Origin of the sequence: Micromonospora sp. NPDC047465 (assembly GCF_040643125.1) — a bacterium.
Classification (GTDB): Bacteria; Actinomycetota; Actinomycetes; order Mycobacteriales; family Micromonosporaceae; genus Micromonospora.
Window position 1 is genome coordinate 1 of record NZ_JBEYTP010000061.1, and the last position, 15372, is coordinate 15372.

Annotated in this window: 16 protein-coding genes and 1 pseudogene; 8 read left to right on the forward strand and 9 right to left on the reverse strand. The window is 67.9% G+C overall.

The window, feature by feature from the left end; translation table 11 throughout:
• Positions 1-228: 228 nt before the first annotated feature.
• Together ABZ793_RS31670 and wrbA are read right to left on the reverse strand one after the other, a co-directional pair.
• Positions 229-1659: an MFS transporter gene (locus ABZ793_RS31670; RefSeq protein ID WP_357464050.1), complete on the reverse strand. Its 1431-nt coding sequence runs from the start codon at positions 1657-1659 to the stop codon at positions 229-231.
• 25 nt (positions 1660-1684) lie between these two features.
• Positions 1685-2365 carry an NAD(P)H:quinone oxidoreductase gene (gene wrbA, locus ABZ793_RS31675; protein ID WP_357464053.1) on the reverse strand — a complete coding sequence of 227 codons (681 nt, stop codon included), beginning with the start codon at positions 2363-2365 and terminating at the stop codon, positions 1685-1687.
• A gap of 76 nt (positions 2366-2441) precedes the next feature.
• Here wrbA and ABZ793_RS31680 point away from each other — a divergent pair, with 76 nt between their 5' ends.
• Positions 2442-2906 (forward strand): MarR family winged helix-turn-helix transcriptional regulator, encoded by a 465-nt coding sequence (locus tag ABZ793_RS31680; RefSeq protein ID WP_357464056.1) that lies wholly within the window; start codon positions 2442-2444, stop codon positions 2904-2906.
• 153 nt (positions 2907-3059) lie between these two features.
• On the forward strand, positions 3060-3359 hold the full coding sequence (locus tag ABZ793_RS31685) for a hypothetical protein (RefSeq protein ID WP_357464059.1): 300 nt from the start codon (positions 3060-3062) through the stop codon (positions 3357-3359).
• Between the two features lie 160 nt (positions 3360-3519).
• Here ABZ793_RS31685 and ABZ793_RS31690 read toward each other — a convergent pair whose 3' ends face one another.
• Positions 3520-4017, reverse strand: coding sequence for a DUF4265 domain-containing protein (locus ABZ793_RS31690; protein WP_357464062.1), 498 nt, complete (start codon positions 4015-4017; stop codon positions 3520-3522).
• Positions 4018-4267: 250 nt separating this feature from the next.
• Here ABZ793_RS31690 and ABZ793_RS31695 point away from each other — a divergent pair, with 250 nt between their 5' ends.
• The gene (locus ABZ793_RS31695; protein WP_357464065.1) at positions 4268-4834 is read left to right on the forward strand and encodes a hypothetical protein; all 567 of its coding nucleotides are present in this window, start codon (positions 4268-4270) and stop codon (positions 4832-4834) included.
• A gap of 111 nt (positions 4835-4945) precedes the next feature.
• On the opposite strand, the gene ABZ793_RS31700 is transcribed toward ABZ793_RS31695, so the two are convergent.
• From ABZ793_RS31700 to ABZ793_RS31715, 4 genes are all read right to left on the reverse strand, one after another.
• Entirely contained in the window at positions 4946-5620 is a 675-nt protein-coding gene (locus ABZ793_RS31700; protein WP_357464067.1) for a cytidylate kinase family protein, read from the reverse strand.
• Positions 5621-5882: 262 nt separating this feature from the next.
• Positions 5883-6239, reverse strand: coding sequence for a DUF4253 domain-containing protein (locus ABZ793_RS31705; protein WP_357464069.1), 357 nt, complete (start codon positions 6237-6239; stop codon positions 5883-5885).
• Positions 6208-6747, reverse strand: coding sequence for a hypothetical protein (locus tag ABZ793_RS31710; protein ID WP_357464072.1), 540 nt, complete (start codon positions 6745-6747; stop codon positions 6208-6210). The genes ABZ793_RS31705 and ABZ793_RS31710 overlap by 32 nt, the downstream gene beginning before the upstream one ends.
• A 64-nt stretch (positions 6748-6811) precedes the next feature.
• Positions 6812-7669, reverse strand: coding sequence for a hypothetical protein (locus ABZ793_RS31715; RefSeq protein WP_357464075.1), 858 nt, complete (start codon positions 7667-7669; stop codon positions 6812-6814).
• A 1465-nt stretch (positions 7670-9134) separates the two neighbouring features.
• Here ABZ793_RS31715 and ABZ793_RS31720 point away from each other — a divergent pair.
• The 4 genes from ABZ793_RS31720 (at position 9135) to ABZ793_RS31735 (ending at position 12332) form a co-directional block, all read left to right on the forward strand.
• Entirely contained in the window at positions 9135-9278 is a 144-nt protein-coding gene (locus tag ABZ793_RS31720) for a hypothetical protein (RefSeq protein WP_357464078.1), read from the forward strand.
• A complete protein-coding gene (locus tag ABZ793_RS31725; RefSeq protein ID WP_357464081.1) occupies positions 9268-10317 on the forward strand; it encodes a site-specific integrase in 1050 nt (349 codons plus the stop codon). Before ABZ793_RS31720 ends, ABZ793_RS31725 begins: the two co-directional genes overlap by 11 nt.
• Before the next feature lie 726 nt (positions 10318-11043).
• Positions 11044-11316, forward strand: coding sequence for an AbrB/MazE/SpoVT family DNA-binding domain-containing protein (locus ABZ793_RS31730; RefSeq protein ID WP_357464084.1), 273 nt, complete (start codon positions 11044-11046; stop codon positions 11314-11316).
• Positions 11313-12332: a site-specific integrase gene (locus ABZ793_RS31735; RefSeq protein WP_357464087.1), complete on the forward strand. Its 1020-nt coding sequence runs from the start codon at positions 11313-11315 to the stop codon at positions 12330-12332. Before ABZ793_RS31730 ends, ABZ793_RS31735 begins: the two co-directional genes overlap by 4 nt.
• 116 nt (positions 12333-12448) lie before the next feature.
• Here ABZ793_RS31735 and ABZ793_RS31740 read toward each other — a convergent pair whose 3' ends face one another.
• Positions 12449-13735 (reverse strand): IS701 family transposase, encoded by a 1287-nt coding sequence (locus tag ABZ793_RS31740; RefSeq protein WP_357464117.1) that lies wholly within the window; start codon positions 13733-13735, stop codon positions 12449-12451.
• Positions 13736-13934: 199 nt separating this feature from the next.
• Positions 13935-14384: a hypothetical protein gene (locus tag ABZ793_RS31745; RefSeq protein WP_357464091.1), complete on the reverse strand. Its 450-nt coding sequence runs from the start codon at positions 14382-14384 to the stop codon at positions 13935-13937.
• A gap of 169 nt (positions 14385-14553) precedes the next feature.
• Between ABZ793_RS31745 and ABZ793_RS31750 the strand changes: the two are divergent.
• A pseudogene (locus tag ABZ793_RS31750) lies at positions 14554-15189 on the forward strand (transposase family protein); the annotation flags it as partial.
• Between the last annotated feature and the right edge of the window lie 183 nt (positions 15190-15372).

Below are 15372 nucleotides of genomic sequence, written 5' to 3' on the forward strand. Positions count from 1 at the left end.
TGTCGCTTGTCCTATCCCTTTTCGATGCGCCGGCTGCCCGGTGGCTGTGGTGAGCGGCGATCGGAGCGAACCGCTCCGGCATCCGGATCTGCCGAAAGTAGTGTGCGTGCGGCGATCGGAAACTAAATCCACAGGACGGTTCAAATACGCCGCCAGGTGAGGTCGCTCGCCGCACCCCTGCGGACGGACACAGAGGTGCGGCGAGTGAGCACGCGGCGTCGCCGGTGGTCAGCCGCGCCTGCGGCGCGGCAGCAGCAGGCTGATGACCGCGATCGCCAGGCCGAGCCCGGCCGCCATGAGGAAGACCAGGCCGTAGCCGGCGGCGAGGGCGGCGGTCGGGGAATTCCCGCCGCCCTCCGTCGCGGTTCTGGCGCTGGCGGCCGTCGCGAGCACCGCTAGGCCTACCGACCCGCCTACCTGACTTGCGGTGTTGGCTAGGCCGCCGATGATCCCCGCGTCGCCCTCGGGAACGTCGGCGGTCGCTGCGGCCATGAGGGTGGGGAAGGTCAGCCCGATGCCGACCGCGATGAGCAGCGTAGGCCCGAGCACACTGGTGAGGTAGCCGCTGTCGGCTAGGGCCTGGGCGAGCCAGCCGAAACCGGCCAGGAAACAGGCGCAGCCAGCCAGCACCAGGGGGCGCGCACCGGCTCGTGGCAGCAGGGCGGCGGCCCATCGCGCGATCACCACGAACGTCACCGCCGCGGGTGTCTGCCCGAGGCCGGCTTGAAGCGCGCTGTAGCCGAGTACGTTCTGCAGGAGTAGCGACGTGAAATACCACATCGCGATGGCGATTCCGCCGAACAGCAGCAGCATGCTGTTGCTGACGGCCACCCCCCGGATGCTGAACAGCCGCAGGGGCATCATCGGCTGGGCGGCGAAACGCGCCTCCAGCACGGTGAAGACGACGAGCAGGAGCAGGCCCGCCACGGCTGGCCCGACGACCTGCACGGACGTCCAGCCATGATCGGTGCTCTGCATGACCCCGTAGACCAGCGCGGCCAGCCCCGCCGTCCCCGTGACCGCGCCAGCAAGGTCGAGCGATTCCCGTCGGCCGGTTCGTGTGCCGGCCAGCGACATCATGGCCACTGCGATCAGCACCGCGCCGATCGGCACGTTGATGAGGAAGATCCACCGCCACGACAGGCCAGTGGTGATGGCACCGCCGGCGAGCGCGCCGGCCATCCCGCCCACACCGCCTGAGGCGGACCATGCGCCAAACGCCCGGCCCCGCGCCTGCGGCTCGGTGAAGTAGGTGTTGATCACGGCCAGCGTCGCCGGGGCCATCATCGCGGCTCCCACGCCCTGCGCGACGCGGGCCGCCACCAGGACCTCCGCAGCGGTTGCCAGGCCGCCGACCAGACTCGATGCGGAGAACAAGAGCAGCCCGGCCACCAGCATCCGGCGCGGGCCGAACAGGTCAGCGGCGCGGCCACCCAGGAGCATGAAGCCGGCGAAGGTAAGCAGGTAGCCGTTCACCACCCAGGCCAGGCCGGTGGGTGTGAAGCCGAGATCCTCGCGGACCGAAGGCAGGGCGACGTTAACGATGGACGCGTCCAGGATCACCATGAACTGGCAGGCACACGCCAGCGCCAGAAGCAACCAGGTGGATCCGGTGTGCGGCCTGGTCCGCTGAGTTGCGGTGCTGGTGCTTGTTGTCATGACTTCCTCCCGACTAACCCGCCGCTCACGCGGTCCGGGAGGCTGCCTCGGCCAGGGCTCCGTGGCTGTTCACGTTGCCCGCGGCGGCGTCGGCGACCACGTGGTCCCCTAGCATCTGGATCGTGATCTGGGCCAACCGCCGTCCCTGGTACCTGGCCGCTTCCAGCGCCGCGGCATCGGGGCCGTCTCCGGTCGGGCCGGTCACAGACGACGTGCCGTATGGGTTGCCGCCGGCGGCGGACACGACCGGATCGGTGAATCCGGGCGGAACGATCAGCGCCCCCCAGTGGTAAAACACGTTGCTCAGCGACAAAATCGTGGCCTCGCTGCCGCCGTGCCGGTTGAACGCCGAGGTGAAGGCTGTCACTGGCTTGTCGGCCAGCCTGCCTTCCCGCCACAGCCCGCCGGTCTGGTCGATGAACTGCTTGAGCTGTGCGGCTGGCGCGCCGAACCGGGTCGGCGTCCCGAACGCGAACGCATCGGCCCACGCCAGGTCCTCAACCGAGGCCTGGGCGATCGACGTGGCGGCATCGGCGTGCTGCCGCCACAGCGGGTTCTGGTCTATCGCGCTGTCGGGTGCCAGCTCGGCGACTCGCCGCAGCCGCACCTCGGTCCCGGCCGAGGCGGCGCCCTCGGCGACGGCCTGCGCGAGTGCGTGGACGGTGCCCGTCGCGCTGTAGTAGATGACGGCGACCTTCACGGTCATATCCGGCTCCCACGATGTAGAATTAGTTACGCGCATAACGTTATGCGCGTAACTAATTTCCTGTCAAGGAGAGCCCGTGGACTTCGAACGCGCCGACGCCATCAACCAGGCCATCCGCCTGCTGAGCCTGCGCCACAGAGCCAGGGCCGCGGCGTTGCTGGCTCCGCTCGGCCTGCACCCCGGCCAGGAGGCACTCCTGCTCGAACTCGACCGGACCGGCCCGAGAATCCAGGCCCAGCTCAGCGAGGCCCTCGGCTGCGAGCCGCCCAGCGTCACGCTCATGACCCGCAAGCTCGAAGCCGCCGGTCACATCCGCCGCAGACCCGCCCCCTCCGACAAGCGCGCCAGCATCGTCGAACTCACTGACAGCGGCAAAGCTTTGGCCGACAAGGTCAAGCACCTGTGGTGCGCTCTGGCGGAGGAAACGGTAACCGGCCTGCCCGCCGAAACGGTGGCAGACCTACCCGGCATCCTCAACACCATGACCGGCAATGTGGACACCAGGCGCCCGGTCACCCACACGGCCGCCGGCACGGTCTAGCTGTTTGATCCGGGAGGTTGGGCGATTCCGCGGCCCCGTCTACCAGCGCACCAGCGGCATCCGGTAGCCGCGATCCGATCGCTACGGGGCGCGACAGCCCGTACCGGCGGCTCGGCGTGCGGACATGCCGATGAGCGCGCATAGGCTCTGTGTGTGTTTGCAATCGAGATACAAGGCGTTCGTCACGTGCGTCTGCGAGTTGGACGATGGCACCTACGCACCTGGCGGTCCTTGGTGATGATCCTTCCAAAGGGATACCGCAGCCCTGAGTTGGCCTATGCGGTCGAGGAGACAGACGAGCGCGGCGAGAACCTTGGCCAGCTTGGCGCGTTCTTCTCGCTCCATGCTGCGGAGGCGTGCCTATCTCGACTCGAGTCCGAGGGCTTCACCAACCTGCACATCAACATGATCCCGATCCACACGCGGATCGACGACTGGGAGTTCGATCGGTAGGTTCCGGGTTTCCGGGCTCTGTCGACGTCTCACGTCCGCTCATGCCGCCGTGTGCGCGCCGCTTGGCCGCTTGTCGCGCGGCGGGATCCGTCCGACCGACAATCTGGGCGAGCGAGTAGCCTGGCGAACTGCGGTGGTCTGCTCGTCGCGGGATGGGAGCCTACGGTGTCGCCGAGGTCTGCCAAGCCTCGGTGACGCAGAGCTCGTCGTAGTCCCACCAGCCGTCGCGCTTGCCGGTGTCGAGTAGATGGCGCACGAGCCGGAGGTCAGCGTCGGGCGGAACGTCGATTGCAGTCAGGCCGAACATGCCGGTGCCTGTGGCGCCCAACGCGTTGAATATCTCCAGGATGGTTTCGGTACCGACATCGGGTGGACCGAGTGGACTGTCCGAGGCGAGCATCACCCGGATCGCGCAGTAGCCGGATGCCTTGAGTTTCTCTCGTACCCAGAGCTGCCCGTCTTCGTCCCGCTGAACGCGGAAGATGTCACCCTTGGCGGCATTCAGGGCGGCCCATGGTGCAAACGGCAGCCGGATTCGGTCCGGCGAGAGCGCCTCGGCGCCCATCCCGAGGGCCGATGCCGGCCCACCTGACATCGGGAACCAAACCTGCACCCATTCCGCTGCCGGCTTGACCACGGCGTCGCCTGTCGAGGGCATCGCTCAAGTCTGCCGCACAGAAAGGCCAGAGGCATGGGGCGAACAAGATCAGCTTTACTCTCATGCCGCCGACAGCGCGTCGGAGACGACCGGATCTACCGAGAGCCGTGCGCCACGTGAAGCAACAAGGTAGCGACGCCGATGCACACGAGGTTCAGGTTCATGCCGGTACTTAGCCGAGGTGACCAGAAGATCTGCTGAGTGATACTCCCGTGGAGACATGCGCCGACGGGGCAGGAGAAGACCAACGGTGAGTGAGCACAGCGTGACTGTGGTCCGGCTGGACAGCGTGTTGTCGGCGGAGTGCGAGGAGATCGTCGTCGGCGTGCAGGAGCTCTTGCTTGCTCGCGGAGTGATTCGCCTGAACGACCGTCGTGATGCGTTGTGGCAGCCAAGCGAGTGGAAGCCGGGTCCAGCCGCGCGTATCGCGGCCGTCGAGCCGGTCGACTGGTTCGACGCCTTCCTCGACACGGCTAACAACGGCGTCGACATCCGTGGCGAGCGCCACGCCTACCATCCCGTGGAAAACGATGAGGCACCGCGATGTCCACGTTGCGCAGCTGGCGCACCGACGACCTACACCCACTGCTACGGCGATTGGTTGGAGGAGTGGATGACCGCTGGCCGTGAGCCGCTGTTCACTTGCGACCGGTGCGGCTGGAGCGGACTGGTGGGTGACTGGACCGGTCAGTTCAGCGTACTCATCGGCGCTCCCGCCGTGACGTTCCACAACTGGCCACCACTATCACCTGCCTTTACCACAGACATCCGCGCCGCTCTTGGCGGTCGTACCGGCATCGTTGCCAGCCACTGGTGAGGCAGCTCCGACGCCCCCTGCCAGACCCGCGCGCCCGTCTGCCGCGAACTCGTCACCGAAGGTGGCGCCGGCGCCGGTTGCTGGCGTCCGGACGTGCCGAATTGAGTGCGGTCAGTGTGTTTGGGTCTCCCAGACCGGCTGCTGGGGCTCGTCGTTGTGCACGACGATGTCGACGTGATCGGTCGGGCGGACCGTAGCGAAGTAGAACTGTTGGGAGGGGATGTAACGCTCGCGCCAGCGCCGTTCGACTTCGGCCCGAGATGACACCCGGCGCTCTCGGATCACGGCACGGTCCACGGTCTTCTCGAGCGCGGTCGACACGAAGATGCGCAGGTCCCACCGATCAATCAGTTCCGGGCGCATGAGGAAGACGCCGTCGAAGACCAGCACGGCGTCGGCGGGGGCAGTCGTGACCGGCGGAGACAGCGCAGTATCCGCTGTGCGGTCGTAGACCGCGTGTTGGAAGCGCCGATTTCCGCCCGGGCCGAGCGGATCGAGCAGAACCCGGTTTAGCGCGTCGTAGTCGTGGGTGTCGAAGTAGCAGCCTTCGGCCGAGTACTCGCCGCGAGGATAGCGCTGTGCCCGAGGGAAGAGGAAATCGTCGATCGTCGCGCGGATGATGTCACGGCCCTGTGTGCGCAAGACGACGGCCAGCTCGTCGGCGAGCGTGGTCTTGCCTGCGGCGGGTGGTCCGTCGATGGCAACCCGCGTCGGGTGTGCGACTGTGACGGACCCGACTGCCTCAACCAGGCGGCCGAGCAACTCGTCGCGGGTGCCTTGGTCCATATCCTGCCCCGTCCTGCCCGCTCGGCCGACACCCGCGGGAACCCGATGACCGTTTCCTGGACTCGCGTTCCTTCTGGAAGTCTGCGCCGAACCGCGCTCAGTTGATCCTCAGCCATGACCGAACAATTATCAGCGGTCTCGCGTCGACCGGCATACACGGTTCAAAGGGCAGCAGGACGCGGTCCGGACGACATCCTCATCTGCCGCCGACCGAGCGCTAGGCAATGCGACAGACCTTGGCGGAGGCTCTGCGTCCGAGTTGTCAGGGTCGATTGTGCACGAACCACGCGTCACCGGCGGGCAAGGCCACGGCGACCTCCCACCGGCTCAGGTCGAGGTTCGGGGCGAGCGCCTTGAGCTGGCCGGCCGCGGTCCATGCCTCGTCACCTGGTGCCGGGCGACGACCCACCTGGAACTGCAGCATGGTGCCCCACGACGCGACCAGGCGGGCGTCCCACCGGTGATGCCACTGCGCCAGCACCTCGGCAAGCGTCTGCTGGTGCTGCCGGGTGTGCACACCGTAGAAGTCCACCCAGTACCCCGAGCTGCGGACGTCGCTGGTGGGAAGCAGCATGAGCAGGACGCTGTTAGGCGTGTACCAGTAGTCGGTCTGCGTCACGAACCGCACGCTGCCAAGCACCCGGGCGTACAGGCTCCAGCGCCGGGCGCGGAGCCGGCAGCGCCACATCCGGCACCAGAGCCGTGAGGTCGACGCCTGCCGTGCCACGCGCGTAGTACTCGACCTCGCCCTCCTCGACCTCGTCGTCCTCGCTGTAGTGGCGGTAGGTCAGCCAGGGGTCGGAAGACTCGGCGGCCTGGGCGAACGCGTGCAGCTCCGACTCCGATGGGCCCGGATCGGGCTCGGACCGGATCCTCAGTGTGTCGTGGAAGTCGTCGGTGACCATGACGGGCCGGCGTCCGATGACCGGCACCAGTGCGTCGGCAGCCTGCCAGGCTTCCTGCAGGCGATTGGGGTCGACGTCGGCGACGAGGACGGTGCCCGACGGGCCGTGCCCGATCGGCAGGCCGGCCAGCGGCGTGCCGACGAAAGCCGCTTCGATCTGGTCGAGGTCGTTTCGCACGGTGAAAGTGTCTCCGATCATCGACGCGCTCGATCGCGTCGACATGCGTGCGCGATGACGGCTACGGGATCTGCGTCAGCGAGCGGTTCGCCGACCGAACGTTCGACAGCTACCGTACGGTGTTGGCCTCAGGTGCCGGTGGGAACAGTTGACGCAGCGTCGGGCCGATGGCCGTGGCCAGCGTGCCGTCGTCGCCGGAGTGCATGATCAGGTTGATCACCCCTGTTGCGACATGTCCGGTGCGGGTTTCGGCGGCCGCGGTCGCGACGTCGGGCAGCCTGAGGTCGGCGAGTAGCTGCCGTACCAGGACACCTTCACCCCACAGGGCCTCTGCGGGGATGGGGAGCCGGCCCAGCCAGGACAGCAGGATCGCCGCCCTGGCGGTGGGTGAGGGCGTGGCGGCGGTGAGCCGTCGACGGACGTCGTCGACTTGTGCATCGGAAAGCTCGCCACATTGCTGACCGGTGGCGGCGACCAACACAGGATGCAGCACGTCAGGAACTCCGCGCTCGGTCAGGTATCGCTTGCCCTCTTTCCTGGCGGGCCGGAACTGCGGGCGGCCCTCGTGCAGGTTCAGCAGGTCGGCCAACGGTGCCAGGAACGAGGTCAGCTGATTCGGTACTCCGTGCCCGGCCAAAAACAGATGGAGCGCCGCAGGATCCGCCACGACGAGGTCGTTACGGAACCGCGACCGCTCCCAACTGACCGAGCCGTGGCCATGCAGACTGGCGCTGGCGAGCACGTCGCCCGCTGTATCGCGGAGCACGATCGTCGGCCCACCGTGACAACGACAGATGTCACCGGTGAAGCGACCTGTCGTGGTCAACTCGCGCGCCGCCTCGACAGACACAGCGTCCGGTAGCTCAGCCAGAACCGCACGACCGCAAAGAGGACCGCCGTCCTCACCACCCTCGACGATCTGCACGGCGCGTGTTCGAGACCAGACATCGTCAAGCCACTCGATCATGTGTACCTCCTACGCCGACGATCATCGCAGGCGTGCTCACGCTGACCGTCGACACCTGGGACGCAGCGCAGCCTTCTGCCGCCGAGCGGGCGTCACGGAGCGTGATCGCGATCTCTGTGCAAAACGCGCGGACGTAGCCGATGAGCGGGCACGTCGCTCTCCCGACCGCCGAGAAAGCCCGTTGCGAGTGGCCGGCACCAGATGTCTGGTTGATCGCCTACCAATCACGGGAGGGAACATGACGCGCATGTCGCTGCCCACCCCCGCGAGACGTCGCCCGCCATCCCGGTGCTTCGCTTCGCCGCGCCGAGGGCCGGCATCGAGCACTCTCATGCCGCCGACAACGCGCGGCGTTTACCCGAGCACTCGTCACCATCTGTACGGAATGCCCTGAGCGGCAGCCACCGCCCGACGGTGGTCACGTCCGCCGCAGCCGCACCCCCTGCGGGACGTTCTCGATCCAGATCGACGACTCCAGCGCGCTCCAAGACGACGGCCACATAGTCCTGTCTGCCGTTTGACGGATGTCTTGAGATACCCGTCCAATGTGCCTTGGTTGCCGTGAACATCACGGTTTGCCCCAACCCGAACCCAGCCGCGTCCGTGCAGGTACCCCCGGGATGCCCTCACGGCAGGACCAGTTGAAGACCGTTCGAGTCTGTTTGGTCCCGAAGAGCAAGACCAACCCGGCTGGGGAAACCTCGCCGACCCCGAAGGTGGCGCGACCGGTCGGCGTTGGGAGGCGCGTACCCGCCCCAACCCGAGCTCGAATAGCCGTCTCGACCTGACCTGGCATAACTGCATCGTGCATCCCGCTGGTCTGCGACGCCAAGCACCCGCAGACGGCGATAAAGAAGGCAAAGGCGTCGCGGTCCGCCACGATGATCCACTACACGCTCATGCCGCTGACCGTGCGCGCGCTTTCTCAGCACATCGGCCACGTTGAGTAAACGTCAGCCTCGGTGCTGCTTCTTGGAGACTTGCTGAAGCGAAGCGCCAAGGCACCGTGCGACGCCGCGGTCGTCCGCCGGGACAGCCTCCACCCGAGCACTGGCGCCCCAGAGTTGATCGACACCCTCGTAGCGCGGTCGTCGCTGATCTCGGTGTTGTCACGGTCATGACACGACCTTCCCGACCGAGCGGTGAGCAGCTTGTCCGTCCGCTCGTTCCTGCTGTCTTGCCTGCCCGTCCACGTCCCCGCCCGGTACCGATGCCAGCACTGCCCGCTCGAGTTCAGCTACCGGCGGTCGTCAATGTCGCTGAGTTTCTGCTGGGGACGGCTGTCCCATCCCGCTGCGGCCGGGTTGCCGCCTGTCGGCACATCCTGCGTGCGCTGGGTTGGCAGCCGGGCCACCGCCTCGACATCCAGCCACACCAAGGGGTGCTCGTGATCGCCTCGGCCGGCGATGGTCGGTACAGGGCGGGCAGCCGAGGTGCACTGCCGCTACCGGCGTCCGTTCGGCGTATGTGCGGGATTGGGCTTGGCGAGCCGGTGCTGCTCGCCGCGCTCGTCGCCCATGACCTGGTTGTGGTGCACCCGATCGGCGCCGTCGCTCGCCTGCTCGCCGACGTGCACGTCGAGGTGGCGGGACGCGACCGTGTCTGCTGATCCCGCCACCGTTGCCGCAGCCCGGCAGATCCTGGCCCACCTTGGTGTCACCGTGGCCGATCTGGAGTCCGACGCCGGCGTGTTGGTGTCAGTGCCGACGGTTGCGGAGTATCTGCCCCGCGTGATCGCGGCGGCAGGCCCGGGCGCGAGACGTACCTACGGCACGTACTGGGAGCGGATGGCCGCCGCGTGGGGTGACTGGCCCCTGGACCGTGTGGCGGCCAGCGACGTGGAGGCGATGAAACAGCAGATGATCGCTACGGCGCGGTCGCGGCGTAACAGCCGCAACGGTCGGCACGCCGGCGAGCACGTCATCGCCGCCGCCCGTGCCTTCTACTCCCGGGCTGTCGCTGACGGTCTGATCGACGCGTCGGCCAGTCCCGCCCACCGCGTCGCCAAACCCCGCCGCCTTCCGAGCCCACGCCGCGCTCTGACGCCGTACGAGTTGGAGGAAATCAACGCGGTGGTGCGGAGCAGCGGCAACGATGTCGTCCTCGACGCGCTCATGCTGCGCCTGCACACCGAAAGTGCCTGCCGGCGTGGTGGTGCCCTCGCCCTGCGGCTTGTCGACCTGGACGCCACCAACGGGCTCGTGCGGCTGGCTGAGAAAGGCACGGTGCGGTGGCAGCCGGTCAGCCTCGACCTCGCCGAGCACCTGCACGACCACGCCCGCGTCCGCGGCGCCGTTCTGCCCACCGATGGGCTGTTGCGCTACCGCAATGGCCAGCCGATCAGCAGCCGCCGCTACGACCACCTGTGGAAACGCATCGGCGAACGCCTGCCCTGGGTCGCCGCGCAAGGAATCTCCACCCACTGGCTGCGGCACACCACCCTGACCTGGGTCGAACGCCACTTCGGCTACGGTGTGGCCCGCGCCTACGCCGGCCAGACCGACAGCCCAGGATCGTCCACCACCACCTATATCAAGGCCGACCTCCACGCGGTCGCTGGCGCGTTGTCGGCGATGACCGGCCAGCCGCACCCATTCGTCACGGCGCGCGAGACCTCCCACGGTCCGGCGACAGGGACTTTGCCCTGACCGGCCAATCTGACTCGCCCCCAGGCGGCGCGGTGGGGGAGTGGCTTCCCATCGCGCCGCAGCGCGCAGCGTGGCAGGTGAAGATTCCTGGTTGGCGACAACAACACCAGAGCGCATCCCTCCGTGGATCCGTTGGCGGCGCTTCACCGCATAGCCTTGCGCCGAAGGGCACACCTCGCACAGGTTCTGCCCGTCGGAATCCTCATTCCCCTGGCCAGATTGGCAAACGCGCTGAGCGTTGGAGAGGCGGATGAAATCTATTGCGTTGGTTGCGCGAAGGGTGCCCGTGGCCGGCTTGCGCCTGTAGCGTTTACGCTCTGTATTGAGCTATCCTTAGTCGCATGAGCACCCATTTTGTGCCTGGGTGCTACGCGTGGGGGTTCATCTCCCCCCTCGGACACAAACTTGCGGCACCCGTGCCGTCTCCGACGTGCTGGTGGTCAAGCGTCATTGACCACGCGAATCTGATCTTCCCGATCACCTTCACCGGCCTCGCGCCGGCGGTCGGTGGTGGTCGATGTGACTGAGCCCTCGGTGGCTTCCGTTGTCCCTCCGGTCCTGCTTCCGGACCAGGGGCGCTCTACTCGGACTAGCTCTGGTGGCCCGCTTCGTCGGCCACCGTTACCGATGCCTGCACTCCCGCGCCAGCGCACCGAGGCGAGGATGTATCGCCTGGCTTCGGTCGACAGCAGTGGCCGGATCCGTGATCGGTCAATCATCGGAGCAATGGGCTGGGAACCTGGTGCCCGCCTGGACATCCGTCAAGGCGAAAACGTCGTCGTCGCGCGCCGAGATCGCCAGGGAGTCTTCACTGTCACCGGTCAGGGGCACCTGTTGCTGCCGTCCTCGGTACGACACTGGTGCGGGCTCTCGGCGGGCGACCGTGTCCTACTTACCGCGGACCCCGTCGCGAACCTGCTCGTGGTGTACCCGCCTATCGCCTTGGACGAGATGGTCGCCCAGGCCGACCGCGCGGTACTGGGTGGTGATCCGGCATGAGCGCGGGCACGGCGAGCAAAGCGGAACTGGAGGCCGCCCGGCTGCTGCTGTCGCGGATGGGCATCTCCCCGGCGGACCTGGTGGCAGCGGCGTCGGACCGTCCGCCGGCACCGACGTTTGCCGAATACGTGCCGGTCGTGGCGGCTGCCGTCACCGCGGGCACTCGGCGAGCGTACGGGTCGTACTGGAAGCGCTTGGTCGAGCAGTGGGGCGCGCGGCGCATTGACGAGCCGACGCCGTCGGAGATCGAGCGGTTGGCGGAGTACGTCAAGACGCATGTGGTGGCCCGGCGTAACGCGCGGGGTGGGCGCAGCGCGGCGGAGCATCTGATCGCGTCGTTGCGCTGCCTCTACTGGCGGGCGGTCGCCGACGGTTTGATCTCGGAGGCGGACAACCCGGCGTTGAAGGTGGCGAAGCCGCGGCGGTTGCCGAGTACCCGGCGGGCGTTGGCGGATGCGCGGTTGGCGGAGATCAACGAGGTGGCGGCGTCTACGGGTGATGATCCGGCGTTGGACAGTCTGCTGCTCCGGCTGCACACCGAGACGGCGTGCCGTCGGGGCGGAGCGCTGGCGCTGCGGCCGGTCGACCTGGACCCGGATCAGTGTCTGATCCTGTTGCGGGAGAAGGGTGAGACGGTGCGGTGGCAGCCGGTGTCGCCGACGCTGATGCGGTACCTGCTGCGGCACGCGGAGCAGCGGCACGCGACCGAGGAGGGGGCGTTGTTCCGGTACCGCAGCGGGCAGCCGATCACCTACCGGCGGTACGATCATCTGTGGGTGCGGATCGGTGAGCACCTGCCGTGGGTACATGCGCAGCAGATCAGCACCCACTGGCTGCGGCACACCACGTTGACGTGGGTGGAGCGGAACTTCGGCTACGCCATCGCTCGCGCCTACGCCGGTCACTCTGGCAGCGGTGGTGACGCCGGAACCACCGCCACTTACGTTCGTGCCACCATCCACGAAGTAGCCGCCGCGCTGGCGGCACTTACCAGCGAGCCCCATCCGCTCGCATGACATCGGCTCGAGTGGGTCCTGACTGTGAGGTTGGGACCCCACTCGGTCGCAAGGGCTGCGGCTTCCGGGCCGAGCCATCCCAGCGGCGTGATTAGTACGGCAGCCGCCGTTCGCGATCATGGCCGGAGTTCGAGGTTGAGGCGGCGTGTGTAGTGGGATCGTCGGGCTCGGGCTCGGGCTCGGGCTTGGTGCTGGCGGCGCCAGCCTGACCAGTGCAAACGGTGGGCGAGGTCGCTGACCGGGCGGACGATGAAGATGTTGAGCAGGCGGCGGGCTTCGTTGACGGTCAGGTTGATCAGCCCGATGTTCTCGCCGTTGTCGGTGGTGCTGGTAGCGGCGTCGGCGGCGCAGATCGCCAGGACGGCGAGGGCGGCCAGAGCGAGGGTGGTGAACCGGTGCCAGGAGTCCCAGCGGCGGACTTGGTGCTGGTCCAGGCCGACTTGGCCTTTGGCGGTCTGGAAGCTCTCCTCGACGGTCCAGCGGATCCCGGCGACGCGGACGAGTTGGGCGAGGGTGGCCGGGCGTGGTGTCCAGCAGCGGTAGAAGGCCAACTCGCCGGTGGTGGTGTTGCGGCGGATCAGGAGGCTGTGCCGGCCTGCGTCGTCGGGGTCGGCATCGGTGCACACGTCGTCGAGCCAGGCCCAGTCGTAGTAGCGGGGTCCCTTCGACCCGGCGCCGGCTGAGCGGCGTTGCCAGGCCGATGCCGGCAGTTCGGCGGCGGCCCGGTCGGCGCGGACCTTCACCTTGCCGCCGTCGAGCGGGATGAGGTGGCTGCGGGATACCGCGAGGACGTAGCCGAGCCCGTGTTCGCGCAGCCGGTTGCGGAAGGCGGCGCTGTTGCCGTAGGCCTCGTCCGCTGCGGCCCACCCCGCGGGGACGCCGGCGTCGAGGGCGGCGGTGACCATGTCGGCGGCCAACTCCGACCGGGTGGCGAACTCGATCTCGTCGGGCACGCCCGCGGCCTGGCACCGCTGCCGGTCGTCAGTCCATAACGCCGGCAGATACACCCGTCGGTCGATCAGGGTGTGCCCGTCCCGCCCGGCGTAGCCCAGGAACACCCCGACCTGGCTGTTCTCGATCCGCCCAGCCGTGCCGGTGTACTGCCGCTGCACCCCAACCGAATGCGTGCCCTTCTTCAGGTCACCGGTCTCGTCGACCACCAGAACCGCATCCGGGTCACCGAACCGGTCAGCGATCAGTTGCCGCAGGTCGTCGCGGACGGCGTCGGCGTCCCACACCGCCCGATACAACAGCCGCTGCATCGCGTCCGGCCGGGCATGACCGGCATGCTCGGCCAGCTGCCAGCAAGTCTTGACCTCAAGATCGGACAGCAGCCCCGTCACGAACGCCGCCGCCGCACGGCGAGGCTCCACCCGCCCGAACCGACCCGCGAAGCACCCCAGCACCCCGGCCAACACACGTTCCCATCGAGCAACGGCTACGCTGTGGCACGCGACCACCGCAAGATCTGATGTTGTGTCCACAACGCACAGACGATCACGCGGTGGCCGCCTTCCGTTCACCCCTGTTGAGCAGCAAAATCTCAAACGGCGGCTGCCGTACTAGCCACCAGCACGACCATCTGTTTCCAGTCGGACGTGCTTACTGGCGCCGGACGCTGTCGATGACGGCGACTTCCTCCGTGCCACTGGTGCAGGCTTCCGGGATGGTGGGCATGCCGTTGCCGAGTGGTGGGGTGGCGTAGCCGCCAGAGGCGGTGAAGGTGGAGCCGACCTGGACGGTGCCCGCGCCGGGCACCTCAACCCTGGTGCTGCCCCCGGTCTTCAGTTCGCTTCCGGCCGGCCACACGACGACCAGCGTCTGGTTCTCGGCAGTCCGCACGGCCAGGCACTGGCCCTTGCCCATCACCAGTTCACCGATGATCTCGGCGTCCTGGCCCCCGTCGGCCTCCGGCGCCACGAACGTGATCACTCCGTCCGCCTCCATGGTCCGGCCAGGGGCATCCTCTCCGCAGCCGGACAGGAACGCCACCGGCAGAGTGAGCCCGACGAGCGCGGAGGTGAGAACTCGGGAGCGCAGATGGCTTGGCACGGTGCGCGCCTCCTGGTGTCTGTGGGCAGGGGTGCCCTGATCAGTGAGGTCTTTTCATCGTGATGGGCCTGGTCACGGTGGGTGCGGGCGAGGGTCTATCGACATAGGAGGAGGCTCCCGGTAAGACAGCAGTCGACCAAAACCCGATGCCCCAACCGGGAGCCTCGCTGTGCTGTCTTACCCGTCCGCGGTCGCGCTGTCCAGCCGCACCCTCAACCACCTGGCCGACCTCATCCGCGCCGAACGCATCCGGCGCCGGGGCCGGTGGCGGCGCCTCGATGCCGGCCGGCAAGCCCTACTCGCCCTGGCCCATCTCCGTAACGGTGACCCCATCGCCCGTCTGGCCTGCGGCTTCGCGGTCAGCGTCACGACCGCCTGGCGGTACGTCCGAGAAGCCATCGACCTGCTCGCCACGCACGCCGAGGACCTGAACGCGGCCATGCAGCGCATCGCCCGGCTCGCGTACGCGATCCTCGACGGCACCCTGATCCCCATCGACCGGGTCGCGGACCAGAGGCCGTACTACTCCGGAAAGCACAAGCGCCACGGAGTCAACGTGCAGGTCATCGCGGACTGCAAGGGACGCCTCATCTGGGCCTCGCCCGCCCTGCCCGGCGCCGTGCACGACCTGACCGCCGCCCGCACCCACGGCCTGATCGACGCGCTGAGCAGCATCAACATGACAACCTTCGCCGACAAGGCATACCAAGGCGCCGGCGGCAGCATCGGCACGCCCTTCAAGCGCCGCCGTCACCGGCCGCGACTGTCCCACCGACAGAAGACCGTCAACCGAGGCCATCCTCGCCCTACACCACGGCCCGACCAGCCAAAACCCACGATGAAAAGCGCTCATTGATCACAAACGGCGGCTGCCGTATTAGATCCAGAGCCCCGGTCAGTTGGTTTGCCCCGAACACCAGGGGCAAACCAACTGACCGGGGTGTTGCCGGCGTCATGCGTGGGTCCACGCTCTCGGCCCGAAGGCGGA